Origin of the sequence: Noviherbaspirillum cavernae (genome assembly GCF_003590875.1) — a bacterium.
Taxonomy (GTDB): Bacteria; Pseudomonadota; Gammaproteobacteria; order Burkholderiales; family Burkholderiaceae_D; genus Noviherbaspirillum; species Noviherbaspirillum cavernae.
Window position 1 is genome coordinate 2862751 of record NZ_QYUN01000002.1, and the last position, 14274, is coordinate 2877024.

The window sequence follows — 14274 nt, forward strand, 5'->3', positions numbered from 1 at the left end:
AGGGGTTTCTCGATGCTGCAGCTTCAACGAAGCGGAACGCCGACATGTGAAGAAGCCAGGGCCGCGACCAAGCTCTCGGGGGAAGCATGCGGCGCGCTGATCAACCTGTCGGGCCGCCGCCGCTTCACCTCGCAACGGATTGTGCTGTATTCGGTACTGGCATCGCTCGGGGATGCGCAAGCGCTCGACACCGCGCGTGAGGCGCTGACCTTGTTCCGCGATGCGCATATCGCGCTGATGGACGGCAAGGGCGAGCTGCCGGGCGTGTTTTGCGAGGAACTGCGGGAAGCCTGTTTCGGTACGTTGCGCGGCGATGAACACATCTGGAATTTCATCCGGCTGGCGGAACGCATCCTCGATGCGATGCAGGCGAATTACCGCCAGGCACCGGCGCTGCTGGAGGAGCTGGTACAGAGCGCGACCCCGATGCTCGCCATCCTCAATCGCATCACCGCCATTTATGAAGAACAGTCGAAGCGATATGCGCTGCAGGTGAAGAAGCAGTTGCGCGGCATCATGAGCGACATCGAAACGATCGCCAAGCAGGCCCGCATGGTGGCCTTCAATGCCCAGATTGTTGCGGCCCGGGCCGGCGAGGCGGGCCGCGAATTCTCGGTGGTGGCGAGCGTGCTGTCGGGCATCACGGGAGAGATCGACGGACTGGTGCGCGAGGCATTGAACGGTTCGGCCGCTTGAGATCGCCATCCGCCGAGGCACAGTGCCGTGGTATCGGTATTTTTTCTAACACCCTCGTAGTTGTTACCGGTTATTCCACCAGCGCCGCTCACGCCGCATTTCCACCCTGCCACATTCAGCTTCCAGCGATCGGCCCGAAGCGCAATCGCAGCAACAAATCGCCGCAATGAATCCATCTCGACAATAACGATCGCTGCACGGCATCGTTATTGTTGCCGCAAGTGCATAGCCCAGCTTTCATGCGATGCCAACGCGACACTGGCACAAACACTGCAATGCAGCTGCGTCCGGAGGTCCGCAGTCGATGCTGCATGCAATGCCGCGCATTTGCATAGTCAGTCGCCACATCGCCGCATGAACGATTCTTGCGTTCAAGGATTCCTCCATGCAGATGTTCATGCGTGCCGCCATGCTCCCGTGGAAAGTCCGGTTGGCCATGCGTCATCGCCTGCCCGCCTCCGAATTGCGAATTGCTTTCGCATCCTTCAATCCTTTCCGGAGGCATCACCATGAAACACATTTTTTCCAGACCCGTATTCCGCTGGTCGCTGGCAGCGACTTTTGCCGTGATGCTCGCAGCGTGCGGCAGCAGCGGCAGCGACGCGCCCCTTGCGGCGGCGGATACCACGACCGATACCTCGACGCCGGCAAGTACCACGCCTGCCAGCACCACACCAGCCAGTACCACGCCGGCCGGCACGACACCTGACTCAACGAGCGGCACCACCATTCCTCCCATCACCCAGGCGGCAGCGCAGGAATTGGTCAATACCTACGCGGCAACGCTGACGGGAGGCGAAGTCAGTCCGGCCACAACCAGTACCGCACGCGGCGCCGGCACGATCGAAATCGACCCCGCCACGCGCGTGCTGGTAGCAACCCTGACGACGACCGGCATCACCGGCACAGCCGCCGCGGTGCAATCCGGTGCCGCCGGCGTCAACGGCGCGGTCGTGTTTCCGTTCACGGAAACCGTTGCCGGCAGCGGAATCTGGACCTACACGGAAGCGCTGACCGAAACCCGGTACAACGAGTTTCTGGCGGCAGTCGGCAACCTCTATTTCAGCGTGAGCAGCACCGCCTTCCCGGCAGGAGAAATCCGCGGACAATTGCTGGCGCAAACCGCAACGACCGGCACGACGGGCAGCACGACCGGCACCACCACGGCGACCGGCTCAAGCACATCAAGCACTGGAGCCGCCATTGACGTCAGCAACAGCACGGCATTCACCTCCGCGCTGCGCGGTGTGCATGAAGTTCCGACCAACACGAGTACCGCCCACGGCGCGGGATCCGTTGTGGTTGATCCGGTGTCGCGTGCCATGGTCGGAGCCGTGATGACGACCGGCGTTACCGGCACAGTCGCGCACATCCACATCGGCGCGCCGGGCGTCGCGGGTGCCATCGTCTTCCCGATGACCGAAACCACAGCCGGAAGCGGGATCTGGACGGTGACAGGCACGCTCACCGAAGAACAGTTAACCACCCTGCGGTCAGGCAACTACTACTTCAATGTTCATAGCGTCGCATTCCCGAGCGGAGAAATACGCGGCCAGATTTCGCCGCTGCAACGAACTTTGGCAAGCATAGGTACCGGCACCACGGGAACCACTGGCACCACGGGAACCACCGGCACCACGGGAACTGGAACCACGGGAACTGGAACTTCCAGCAACGGAACGTCGGGAACCGGCACGACAGGTACCGGAGCCACCACCTACACCATGTGAGGAGCACGCTCGGCACGCGACGCATCGGGTCGCTGTCGCCGTGTGCCGAACCCCGGTTTTGTTCCGCAACACGTCATGGGCAGGTACAGACCTTCATGCCTGTCCATGATGATTTCTGCAATCGTGAAAAACGGCATCAGGCATTGCGCCACGTGCCGCCATGTTTTCCGATTATTTTTTCCTTGCGAAGTCGGCAACAGGTTTCACGTTGCCGCAATCGGCGCTCAACCACTTGCCGCGCGTTTCGCTATGCTGGGTCACGGGTTGACCATGCATCGTTCCCTTGAAATCGTACGTGGCGGTATAGCTGTCGTTGCCTGAATACGTTCCCTTGGCTTTGCCCTCGCCTTTCATGAGCGCACCGTTGCAAACGATCTCGGCTGAATAACCATTGCCGCTGCGCTGGAAATTTTTCGATTGGCAACCCATTTCCTTCGCGTCTGCGTCCAGCGGCTCGTCGCGCTCGGCAATCTCCTTCGTGACGCAAACCTTGCTGACCATGCCGCCATCCTGTATCTGCGGCACATTCATTCCCATCTTGCGCATCTGTTCCATCTGCTCCGCCGACAGCTTCGGCATCGCTTTCATGGCGTCGGATTTGATCGTCATTTCCCACAGGCCCGGCTTCATCCGATCTGCAGCGAAAGCGGCGACTGAAACGGATGCGGACAACAATGACAGCGTCAGGAATGAAAGGAAGGGCTTGGGCATGGTATCTCCATGAAGTTGCAAGGTTTGCAAATGCTACTACCGATTACATGGGGCAACAATGCAAACGCCCCCCGTATGCATCATGCAAAACTGACAATGAAAAGTTTGTCGTACGGCATGGCGGCACAGCAAGCGGTTATGCTAGCCTTGCCATCAGGTCAATATTGATGCGCCATGTACACCCATTTTTTCAATCTCAGGCAAGCCCCCTTTTCGATCGCGCCCGATCCGCGCTATCTGTTGATGACGCACGGACATCGCGAGGCCTTGGCGCATCTGATGTATGGCGTCAACAGCGGTGGCGGCCTGGTGCTGCTGACCGGCGAAATCGGCGCGGGCAAGACGACGGTCTGCCGCTGCTTTCTGGAGCAGGTGCCGTCAACCTGCAACGTCGCCTACATTTTCAATCCGAAGCTGACGGTCGACGAGCTGCTGCAATCGATTTGCGATGAATTCCGCATCGTCCGCAGCGGCCTCGTGCACGGCGATGCGGCTGCTGCAACGATCAAGGACTATGTCGATGCGCTCACGGAGCATCTCCTTGCCGCCCATGCGCAAGGCCGCAACAACGTGCTCATCATCGATGAGGCGCAGAACCTGTCGGCCGACGTGCTGGAGCAATTGCGCCTGCTGACCAACCTCGAAACCAACGAGCGCAAGCTGCTGCAGATCATACTGATCGGCCAGCCGGAATTGCGCGCGATTCTCGACAAGCCGGAGTTGAAGCAGCTTGCACAACGCGTGATCGCGCGCTACCACCTCACCGCGCTGTCGGAGCGGGAAACCGCCAGCTACATCGAGCACCGGCTGTCGATCGCCGGGCTGACAAATGCGCAACCGTTTCCGCAACGGCTGGCACGGCAGATACACCGGATCACGCAGGGCGTGCCGCGCCGCATCAATCTGCTGTGCGACCGCGCCATGCTCGGTGCATATGCGGAAGGCAGGCATGACATCGATTTCCGCATCATCGGCAAGGCCGCCGCCGAGGTATTCGGCAAGGACGGCGCGGTGCGCGTCAATCGCTGGCCGCATGTGGCGGGCGGCTTGATCGCCGGTGCCGCCGTCATTGCGGCACTGGCATGGACCATGGACATACGCTGGGTCAAGAAATCGGGCGCCGGATCGGGGCCGCCGACGGTCGTCACGGACGCGCCTGATGCACCGCAAGACGGATCAAGGCCGATCGCTGGCACCGTACAGGCATCGGCTGCGCAAGGCACGGCACAACCGCCGGCCGGCCTGCGCAGCGAGAAAGACGCCTACCTCCTGCTGGCTCAAGCCTGGGACGTGACACTGGACGATGGCGATCCGTGCAAGTCCGCAGCCGAAAGCAGGCTGCACTGCCTGCGCAGCACCAAGGGCTTGCGCGAGCTGCGGCAGCTGGACCGCCCCGCCATACTGACCCTGCACGATGGCGAGAACCAGCCGTACTACGTGCTGCTGACCGGCCTGACCGATACCAGCGCCGACATCCGCGCCGGCGACGCGACGCAAACACTGACGCTGGATGCCTTGAACCGGCATTTTCACGGCGAGTTCGTCACATTGTGGCGCGAACCGTTCGCGTTTCGCGGCGTGCTGAAATCCGGCGATCGCGGTGCGGTTGTGGACTGGGTTGCCGCGCAACTGGCAAAGCGAGATGGTGCAAAGGAGCCGGCGAAAGAGCAGCCCTTCGACGACCGGCTGGCCGCGCAAGTGCGCGAGTTCCAGACGGCGCGCGGACTGACCGCGGATGGCGTGATCGGACCGGTCACGTTCATGCATCTCAATCATGCGGCCGTGCTGAATGAACCGCGCTTGCGTGGCACGACCGATGTGCAGCCAGATGCACCGCATTAGTTTTCCAATATTGTTCGGCGTGCAGACCGAAAACAGCCGCACGGCTTTTTTCGCGCAGCGCCCTGACGAAACAGGTTGATCATGTCTTACATCCTCGACGCATTGAAGAAAGCGGAAGCGGAACGCAGCTTGGGCGCGGTACCGAATCTGCACGCGCAGCCGTTTGTTGCCGCACCGTCGGCAGACCGATCCGCCTGGCGCACGCCATGGTCATGGGCGACGCTCGCGATCCTGGCAGCGGCCGGTGCGCTTGCCCTGCTCCAGCCATGGCGCGCGCCCGTGCCGCCGGGGGCGAGCGCCCCCATGCCTGTGGCCCCGAACCCGCCCCTGCCGCAGGTCGCCACCGCGCCTGCTGCGCCAGCGCACACCGCACCGCCAGTGGCAGCAAAGGAAACGCCTCCGCCGCCACCCGCCAGGGTGAAATCGGTGAAACCCGCGCTTGCCGAGAAAAAGCCTGCGCCACAGCCAGTGGCGAAAGTCGTCAAGGAATCAAAACCGGCAGCGGACACTCCTGCGGCAAATGAACCGCCGGTCGTCACGCTGCGCGAACTGCCGGAGAGCATTCAACGGGAAGTTCCCCGTCTGACCACCAACGGTTACATCTATTCCTCCAACAAGGCGGACCGCACGGTGCTGATCAATCAGAAACTGCTGCATGAAGGCGACCAGATCGCCCCCGATCTGACGCTGGAAAAGCTGACGCCAAGCGGCATGGTGCTCAATTACAAGGGATATCGGTACAGGACTTCCTATTGAGTGAAGCCCGGCGGGCCATCCACGTCGGAAAAAATGCGGACAAGTCGCGTTTGTGCCTGATGGCGGCCATTGCCTGCAACAAATTCGTTAATCAATAGACATGCAACCAGACGCGCGAATTGTTGCCGCGCGAACCATTTGGTGATCGCGAGTTGCAACATCAAGTAGAAAATACTGTATCGTTTCCATATCTGTCAGGAAACAATACAGCCAGCCGTGACCAGCACGGTAGGGGCGTATTCCGCAACAAGATAGGATGGTTTGTGCAACTGGATGCTTTGACTGCGGGCACCGCGCTGATCCTGGTGCAATTGTGCGTGGCCGTCATCATGACCGGCATCTTCTTCGCGACGCCCAGCGAAAAATGTACGCGCTACTGGGTCCTCTCGGGATTCTCCATCGGTACCGGCATCCTGATCACCGTCCTGAATGGCGGCGCACCGCGTCCGGCACTACTGATCATCGGCAACAGCATACTGATACTCGGCGTCGTGTTGCAGTGGTCCGGCATCCGGGCCTTCTACAAAAAACCGCTGGGTTATGCCGGCTGGATCATCGCCGCAATCTTCTTCGTCGTCTATTGCGCACTGCTTCTGCAGGAAGCGCCTGCCAGGCATCGCGTCATCCTGCTTTCGGCAGTGATGCTGTCGCTGCTGATTCTCTATTTTCACGAAATCTGGACGAGCCAGAAGCGTCACACCTTTGCAAGCATGCTGAGCCTGGGCGCGGTGGTCTTGCTGGGCATAGACTATGTCTTCCGCTTTTCCATCATGGCATTCAAGTACGCAGTATCGCTGCCGACGACCAATTCCCTGCTGTCGATCACGTTGACGTATCTGATACCGACCGCCGGGACGATGCTGCTGTCGTTCGGATTGCTGCTGCTGTATTTCGAACGCATCGTCGCCGACAAGCACCATCTGGCCACGCATGACGACCTGACTGGCCTGTTCAATCGGCGCGCTATCGTCGCCGCCGGCGAACGCGAAGTGTCGGTGGCGCTCCGCATGAAGCGGCCGCTTGCCGTCGCCTTCGTCGACATCGACTTTTTCAAGCAGATCAACGACAAGCACGGCCACCACACAGGTGACCGCGTTCTTGTCGAAGTCGCGCAAGTCCTCACGCGCACATGCCGCGGCATCGATCTTGCGGGACGGTATGGCGGCGAGGAATTCTGCATCATCCTGCCCGGCATGGAGCAAGACGACCTTCCCGTCGTTGGCGAACGTCTGGTGAGCGCGGTCTGCCACCACAACTTTCCGGATGCCGGCAGCGTGACGATCAGCATCGGCCTTGCCACGCTGGCTGCCGACGAACGCGAATGCTCGTGGGCCGGCCTGATCCGCAAGGCGGACGCCGAACTCTACAAGGCCAAGGCGGCGGGACGGAACTGCTATTCGATGGCAGCCGTCAACCGGCAAGACCTGGCGGCGACTGCTTAGTCAGCCTTCTTGCCCGCCTCCCGCCGTCAGGCCGCTGCCCTGCGCATGCCGGACGGGAAAAAGGTCAGCAGATTGCCCGTCAAGACCAGCGCCAATCCCGCGAATGCCGCGAGCGTCCATTGATACCCTTCGAAGAACGTCGATATCGTGAGCGCGACCACCGGAAACAGGACCGTGCAGTAGGCGGCCCGTTCCGGCCCCATGCGTCCGACCAGCAGCAGATAGGCGGTGAAGCCGATGACCGAACCGGGGATCGCGAGGTAAAGCAGCGAGCCGAGATAGCGCACCGATGACTCCAGCACGAACGGCAGGCCGAGTGCAAGGCTGGCCGTGCCGAGGATCGACGCGCCGATCAGCATCGCCCAGCTGTTGGTCAACCAGGGCGTGAGTCCCAGCGTCTGCATGCGGGAGGACAGCAAGTTGCCGGTGGAAAAAAACAGCGTGCCCAGCAGCGCCAGTCCGAGTCCCGACAGCATGCCGCCATCGCTCCAGTGCCCCTGCATTTGCGGCAGGAACAGCAAGGTGATGCCGGCCAATCCAAGCACCGCGCCGAATACCACCGTCCCCTCTATCGGACGCCCGAGAAAGATCCGGCCATTGAGCGCGTTCCACAGCGGTGCGGTGGAAAACACCACCGCGACCAGCCCGCTCGGCACCCATTGGCTGGCGAAGTAAAAGCACAGGAAATTGCAGCAGAACAGCGTGATGCCCTGCGCCACCAGATAGGGCCAAGCCTGTCGTGGCGGCCACAGCGGCTTGCGCATGATGGCCAGCAGCGCCAGCAGCACGGCTGCGGCAATCCAGAAGCGGTACGCGATGGATACCGGCGGCGGCACCTCGCCCAGTTGCCATTTGATCGCGATCCATGTGGTGCCCCAGATCAGCACGGTCAGAAGGTAAAGGAAGCCGTTCATGTCGTCACTCTGCAGAAAAAGATGCAGCATGCGCCGATTCGGGCCGGATCGTTTGTCTGAAATTGCGGCATTGTTCGGATGCGGCCGCAAGGCGCGGCGGCGAATGCGCGGATGTGCGCCGGTGCTTGTCCGTTCTTGCGCTTGTTTTCCGCAGCATGGGGACGGTTCATCCGTGCGCATGCAAAAGTGATACAGTCGATTTCCCGCCAATCACTGTTCAATCCGCGCGACCATGCCATGCCAGTACCCTGACAGCAGCCCGCATCCCGCGCAAACGGCGGCCATTGCGCCTTCGGTATTCAAGACGCTGCGCGGAACCAATGCCGAGATGGAGCGCTTCGCGTGGATTGGCGACGAGCTGGCGATCGCCATCTGGCGGCGTGAAACCGACGAAGAGCTGACGTCGTACATCCAGCCGGGCCACCATACCCTGTCCTGCTATCTCGCCGGCGGCTATCGCACCGAGCGCGAACAGATGCCCGGCATGTACGGCAGCCCGGGACGCCTCTGCACGCTGCCTGACAATCATGAATCGCACTGGATGGTGCGCGACACGCTGCGCTTCCTGCATGTCTATTTTCTGCCGCAGCACTTCACGCGGCGCGCCGTCACCGAACTCGACCGCGAACCACGCGAACTGACGCTGGCCGACCGTACCTATTTCGCGCATCCGTGCATCGCGAGCTTGTGCGAGCGGCTTGAAGGAGTGCCGTGGCAAGGCGCCGATGCGCTGCTGCAGGCAAATGAAATCACGCACGCCATCCTGAGCGAACTGCTGAAATCGCAGTCATCGCAGCGGCGCGACCTCCGGCTCAAGGGTGGCCTCGCGCCCGCGGTGCGGCGGCGGCTGGCCGAATTCATCGAGGCGCATCTCGACCGCAGCATCACGCTCGGCATGCTCGCGCACATTGCCTGCATGTCGGAATACCACCTCGCGCGCATGTTCCGTATTTCGTTCGGCATGCCACCGCATGCGTGGATCGCCGAGCGCCGCATCGACTGCGCGAAGCAGTTGCTGAAGACCGGCACCATGTCATTGCAGCAGATCGCGCTTGCCTGCGGCTACGCGGACCTGAGCCATTTCAGCCATCGCTTTCGCGCCGCGGCGGGCGTCGCGCCCAGTCGCTATCGCAAGGCGCTGACGAGCGATTGAATTCGAGCAACTGACATGCGCAGCTCGAGCGCACTTTCGAGCACGCTTAATGTAGCCGGGTCTTGATATAGTCCTCGACGTCGCGCGCATTGAACCACGAGATATCCTTCGACATCTCGTCCTGCACCAGCTTCTGCGCTTCCTTGCTCAGGTTTTGCCGCATCAATCCAAGGAATTTCGGAAAGGCGATCAGGCACAGCTTGTCATATCGGTGCTCCATGCGCGCCTTGTCCAGATAGTCGCTCAACTGCCTGGAAAACAATTCTGTTTCATGCTGCACGGCGTCCACCTTCGGCTGGGCATCGCTTCCCTGTTGCGCCCGTCCATTTCCGTTGAAGTGGCCTCTCTCATCCGACAGCAGATCCTTCTGCTCCATGTCCCCCGCCGGATTGATGAAGTCTTCGATTTCGCGAAAGTTCTGCTGGACACCTTGCACTTCGAAAATTCTTGCCCGGCTTTTGTCGGCGGCGACTATCCAAGTCGTTTTCATCTGGATCTCCTTGGAAAGGATAATCTTGTTCGACATGCGCTCGATTCCATTCGTTCGACCATATCGACGAAACAAATGCCTTACCGGTCAGCCGCTATGAAGTCAGAACATGGAACGTATTACGCCCCGCATCCTTGGCCTGATACAAGGCGCGGTCGGCCAGAGCCAGCAATTCCGCAGCAGGCAAATCCTTGCGCTCGCGGAAAGCAACGCCGATACTGGTTGTCACCTGCAAGGAAGCATTTTCCATTTCAAAGTTCTTGCACATTGCCAGCACGATTTTGCGCGCGACCAACTCCGCCTCCTCGACGGTACGAAGAACTTCCAGGATGATGACAAACTCGTCCCCGGCGAGGCGCGCCACCGTGTCGGTGACGCGGACGCTGTCCTTCAAGCGGCCGCCAAACTGTTTCAGGATGTCGTCGCCGGCTGCATGGCCAAGGGTATCGTTGATCTCCTTGAAGTGGTCAATATCCAGGTACATCAGCGCCATCGGATTGCCGGTGCGGTCGCTGCGCGCAATCGCCTCGTTCAGCTTCTCGTCGAAATGCCGCCTGTTCGGCAAGCCGGTCAGGGAATCGAAGCGGGCCAGCAAGGTCAGCTGCTTTTCGACTGCCTTCAGTGCCGACACATCGGTGGTCAGGGTATACACGCCAGCCACGCTGCCGTCTTCCTCATGATGCGGGATATAGATGGTCTGCAGATGCCGCATGATGCCGCCGGTCTCTGTCTCGATCTCGAATCTGGCGGCATTGCCGTCCAAGGCCTGTTCCATGTGCGGACGCAGTTGCTCGTACCAGTTCTCGCTGACGATTTCGCCGATACGGCGGCCGATGATGCGGGACGCATCGATGTTCAACCAGCTCTCGTAAGTGGCATTGATAAATCGGTAGCGTTGCTCGCGGTCAAGATAGGAAATCAGCACCGGCAGATTGTCGGTGATGGCACGCAGCCGCTTTTCGCTGGCGGCGAGTTTCTGTTCGGCGGATTTGCGTTCGCTGATGTTGCGCAGGAAGGCGTTGGCAACATACTTGTCACCGTTCCTGACCGCCACCACGGACAATTCCACCGGAATCTCCATGCCGTTGCGATGCAGCGCCATCACCTCGACGCGGTTGTTGACCACCGGACCTTGTCCCGTACCGACGAATCCGGCCATGCCGGCGTTGTGGCGCTCGCGCATCGCTTCGGGAATCAGCAGATTCGCGAGATTCTTTCCAATCACCTCGTCGCGGTCCCAGCCGAAGGTTTCCTCGGCCTGCCGATTCCAGGCCGTGATGATGCCGTGTGCATCGATGCCGATGAACGCATCCGGCGCGCGCATGATGATGCCGCGTATCCTGTCCTCGCTTTGACGCAGCGCCGCTTCGGATGCAAGCTTGTTCTCCATCAGCGTGGTATAGGCATGGATCACTTCCGCCAGCTCCCTGCTTTCCACGCGGGCCGCCTCCGTCAGTGCGTCGCTGGTGCCGTCATTGGCCTGCATCGCATTGCGCAACTGATCCAGCGGTGCGAGCAATCTTCCTGCGAACCACCAAATCGCGGCGCCGCACACAAATGCCAGCAATACGCCGAAGCCGAGAATCTGCGAGTCTCTCTGACGCATCGCTGCATACGCTTCGGCAGTCGGATATACGGCTGACAGCACCCAGGGAACCGAACGCAGAGAACGATAGCTGAACAATGCCTCCAGGCCGCGGCTGTTGACGCTTTCGACGGTGCCTTCGAATCCCTGCAGCGCCTGCGCAAGATGCGGGTTCACACTGGCATCCGGCGCCCGCGTCATGATACGGTCGCGCTCGGCGTGCATGATGAAGGTCGGATTGCCTCCCTTGGTGACCAGATAGAAATAACCGTCGGTACCTATGCGGGCAGTGCCCATGGCGCTCAGGAAATTGGGCTTGGAAAGATACAGAATGCCGCCCAGCATGCCAATCACCTTCCCATCCGGATTACGCAATGGAGAGGCAAAAACGATGCTCGGCTCAAAAGACGCCTTCCCCGAAATCGGTTCGGAAATCACAGGCGCGTTTGTCGCCATCACCGTCTTGAAGTACTCCCGTTGCGCGATCGAGCTGCCGCGCAGTCCATGACGCATCGGCATATCCAATACGATCTTTCCGTTTTTGTCCGCAACAAATATGACATCGAACATGCTTCTTATCGCGGGCCGTGAAACGAAATGGGCATCGAGTTCTCGTGAATTTGGCAACACATCGCGAATCAGGACGCCTGCATTCAATGCGAGCGTTTCCTTTCGCAGCAAAATCTTCTCGTCCAGATCCTTGACGGCGCTTTCAATCAAGACATTTTGCACATCCGACGCACTGCGATAGATATCGTTATGCAGGATCCACAGTGCAAGGGCTGTCGTTGTGATAACGATCACCAGCATGACGCTGCTTACTGAAAGAGCAAGTTTCAATTTCAGACTCAATCGTCCGTAATGCGCACGCAAGGACATGCCATTCCCTTCCCTGAAAGAGCGCGAATTATCCGTCATCGAGACCGGAAAATTAATATGGAATCGTGAAGGTGTATGCGTTCTGCATCAGTGCTGAAGTTCTGGCAAGATTGGTTTTGTCGCAAACGGCATCATTGGAGCGTCATACGTACCTGCACGTACCTGCACTCGCAAGCGGGCAGCAATGATTGACGCAATCATTCCAGACCTTTCAATCATCCCTCAGGAACAGGACCATCCCATGCAAGCGAAGATCACCGCGGACCTCTTCAATCAAAGGAGCAAGGATCATCTGCCTGAACACATGGGCATCGTCATCAACGAAGTCGGCAGCAATTCCCTGTGCGCCGAACTGTCGGTGAAAAAATTCCATCTCGCACCGAACGGCTATCTGCACGCAGGCACCGTCGTCACGCTGGCCGACACATCCTGTGGCTACGCCTGCCTCGCGAATTTGCCGGAAGGCGCGTCGAACTTCACCACGATCGAGCTCAAGAGCAACTTCATGGGCACGACGCGCGAAGGGGTGATCGATTGCGAAGCCAAGGCGGTGCACCTCGGCCGCAACACGCAAGTATGGGATGCGCATGTCACGCACCGCGATACCGGCAAGCTGCTGGCGACGTTCCGCTGCACGCAAATGGTGCTCTGGCCGAAATGACGAACACCGACATCACTCCCGGCGTGTACCGGCATTACAAGGGCAGGAATTATTTCGTGCTGGGTCTTTCGAAGAATACGGAGACTGGCGAAGTATGCGTGGTCTACCGTCCGCTGTACGACACCGACTGGCCGCAGCTGGTGCATCGCAATGCGCAGATGTTTCTTGAAAACGTGATCGTGGATGGAAAGCAGGTGCCGCGCTTTGCGCGCGTGACATCCTGAGGCGGGGAAGCAGCATGAACGGAGAGCTTTTCGACGAAGTACCGCTGCTGGAAACCATTCCCATGGCGGATGCCGACGTGAGGTTCATGCGCAGGTTCTACGGTCCGGCGCTTGCAGCACAGCACATGCGCGTGCTGCTGGATGAAATCGCGTGGCGTCAGGAAACAATCGTCTTGTGGGGACAACAACATCTGCAACCGCGACTCTCGGCATGGTACGGCGATGCAGGCAGCCGCTATTCGTATTCCGGCATCACGCTCGAACCGCATCCATGGACTGCCACCCTGCTGCGCATCAAGGGCGATATCGAACAGGTCACCGGCCACCGCTTCAACAGCGTGTTGCTCAATCTATACAGGAACGAGCGCGACGGCATGGGATGGCATAGCGACGATGAAGCCGAACTCGGCCCCGAGCCGGTGATCGCATCACTCAGTCTGGGCGAGGCACGCATCTTCCACTTCCGCCATCGGACCAGGAAAACCGGGAAGCCGATCTCGCTGACGCTCATCGATGGCAGCCTGCTGGTCATGGCCGGTACCACGCAGAAATTCTGGCGTCACGCGGTCGACAAGGAAAGCGTCTCCAGGGACGCACGCATCAACCTCACCTTCCGGCATATCGTCCCGGCAAGATAAGTCCTGCTCCGCCTCGCGCAGCACACCCCGTCGCAAGACACGGTCCCGCCGTTTTACCGATATCAGTTGGCGCGCGTAGCGATGTAACGCAGTTCCTGCGCCAGATCCGGCATGACCGAATCGTAAGGGCTGGCCAGGCTGTACAGGCGAAACAGCGACAGCCGTTGGGCATCCGTGTCGCCGGCAACGTGGTTGTCGGCCGTTGCGGCACCACCGCCGATGCCGAGCAATGCAGCAATCAGCGCGCGTCCGGCGTGACCAACGTTGGCGACGTACGAACGGACCGGGGAGGGTTGCGAAATAAGCAATGCAGACATGTTCGATTCCTTTTCAAAAGATTTCCTGTACTCAGTGTAGGAACGAGAGAGTTATAATTCAAATTTAAGTTTCACATATCAGTCATATTGTTTGTGAATATTACGGGAATGCATGCCGCGAATACGCCGACATGCATGTGCTCACACCTGCAATGCAACAACTTGTAACCGCCGCTTGCGTAACATGTTGAATTGATTGCCACCTCGCAGAAGGTCGTTACATTCCTCCACAAGAT

At 59.8% G+C, this 14274-nt stretch carries 14 protein-coding genes; 9 read left to right on the forward strand and 5 right to left on the reverse strand.

What is annotated here, in order from left to right:
• The first annotated feature begins 12 nt into the window (after positions 1-12).
• Positions 13-696 carry a methyl-accepting chemotaxis protein gene (locus D3870_RS13450; protein ID WP_119739826.1) on the forward strand — a complete coding sequence of 228 codons (684 nt, stop codon included), beginning with the start codon at positions 13-15 and terminating at the stop codon, positions 694-696.
• Positions 697-1205: 509 nt separating this feature from the next.
• On the forward strand, positions 1206-2426 hold the full coding sequence (locus D3870_RS13460) for a CHRD domain-containing protein (RefSeq protein ID WP_119739830.1): 1221 nt from the start codon (positions 1206-1208) through the stop codon (positions 2424-2426).
• Between the two features lie 171 nt (positions 2427-2597).
• On the opposite strand, the gene D3870_RS13465 is transcribed toward D3870_RS13460, so the two are convergent.
• Positions 2598-3137: a DUF3617 domain-containing protein gene (locus tag D3870_RS13465; RefSeq protein ID WP_119739832.1), complete on the reverse strand. Its 540-nt coding sequence runs from the start codon at positions 3135-3137 to the stop codon at positions 2598-2600.
• Positions 3138-3311: 174 nt separating this feature from the next.
• On the opposite strand from D3870_RS13465, the gene D3870_RS13470 reads away from it, so the two are divergent.
• From D3870_RS13470 to D3870_RS13480, 3 genes are all read left to right on the forward strand, one after another.
• Positions 3312-4979, forward strand: a complete 1668-nt coding sequence (locus tag D3870_RS13470) for an ExeA family protein (protein ID WP_119739834.1) — start codon at positions 3312-3314, stop codon at positions 4977-4979.
• 81 nt (positions 4980-5060) lie between these two features.
• Positions 5061-5735: a general secretion pathway protein GspB gene (locus tag D3870_RS13475; RefSeq protein ID WP_119739836.1), complete on the forward strand. Its 675-nt coding sequence runs from the start codon at positions 5061-5063 to the stop codon at positions 5733-5735.
• A 263-nt stretch (positions 5736-5998) separates the two neighbouring features.
• Positions 5999-7177: a GGDEF domain-containing protein gene (locus tag D3870_RS13480; protein WP_242489973.1), complete on the forward strand. Its 1179-nt coding sequence runs from the start codon at positions 5999-6001 to the stop codon at positions 7175-7177.
• Between the two features lie 26 nt (positions 7178-7203).
• Here the strand turns inward: D3870_RS13480 and D3870_RS13485 are convergent, their stop codons facing one another.
• Positions 7204-8091, reverse strand: coding sequence for a DMT family transporter (locus D3870_RS13485; RefSeq protein WP_119742105.1), 888 nt, complete (start codon positions 8089-8091; stop codon positions 7204-7206).
• Positions 8092-8323: 232 nt separating this feature from the next.
• On the opposite strand from D3870_RS13485, the gene D3870_RS13490 reads away from it, so the two are divergent.
• Positions 8324-9244, forward strand: coding sequence for an AraC family transcriptional regulator (locus D3870_RS13490; protein ID WP_119739838.1), 921 nt, complete (start codon positions 8324-8326; stop codon positions 9242-9244).
• 46 nt (positions 9245-9290) lie between these two features.
• Here the strand turns inward: D3870_RS13490 and D3870_RS13495 are convergent, their stop codons facing one another.
• Positions 9291-9734 (reverse strand): host attachment protein, encoded by a 444-nt coding sequence (locus tag D3870_RS13495; protein ID WP_158590459.1) that lies wholly within the window; start codon positions 9732-9734, stop codon positions 9291-9293.
• 94 nt (positions 9735-9828) lie between these two features.
• Positions 9829-11832 carry a diguanylate cyclase domain-containing protein gene (locus D3870_RS13500; protein WP_242489974.1) on the reverse strand — a complete coding sequence of 668 codons (2004 nt, stop codon included), beginning with the start codon at positions 11830-11832 and terminating at the stop codon, positions 9829-9831.
• Between the two features lie 607 nt (positions 11833-12439).
• Between D3870_RS13500 and D3870_RS13505 the strand changes: the two genes are divergently transcribed.
• The 3 genes from D3870_RS13505 to D3870_RS13515 are packed head-to-tail and all read left to right on the forward strand — an operon-like array spanning position 12440 to position 13721.
• On the forward strand, positions 12440-12859 hold the full coding sequence (locus tag D3870_RS13505) for a PaaI family thioesterase (RefSeq protein ID WP_119739844.1): 420 nt from the start codon (positions 12440-12442) through the stop codon (positions 12857-12859).
• Complete coding sequence (locus D3870_RS13510; protein WP_119739846.1) at positions 12856-13083, forward strand: DUF1653 domain-containing protein; 228 nt, start codon at positions 12856-12858, stop codon at positions 13081-13083. The genes D3870_RS13505 and D3870_RS13510 overlap by 4 nt, the downstream gene beginning before the upstream one ends.
• Positions 13084-13097: 14 nt before the next feature.
• Complete coding sequence (locus D3870_RS13515; RefSeq protein ID WP_119739847.1) at positions 13098-13721, forward strand: alpha-ketoglutarate-dependent dioxygenase AlkB family protein; 624 nt, start codon at positions 13098-13100, stop codon at positions 13719-13721.
• Positions 13722-13783: 62 nt separating this feature from the next.
• Here the strand turns inward: D3870_RS13515 and D3870_RS13520 are convergent, their stop codons facing one another.
• Complete coding sequence (locus D3870_RS13520; RefSeq protein WP_119739849.1) at positions 13784-14038, reverse strand: hypothetical protein; 255 nt, start codon at positions 14036-14038, stop codon at positions 13784-13786.
• Between the last annotated feature and the right edge of the window lie 236 nt (positions 14039-14274).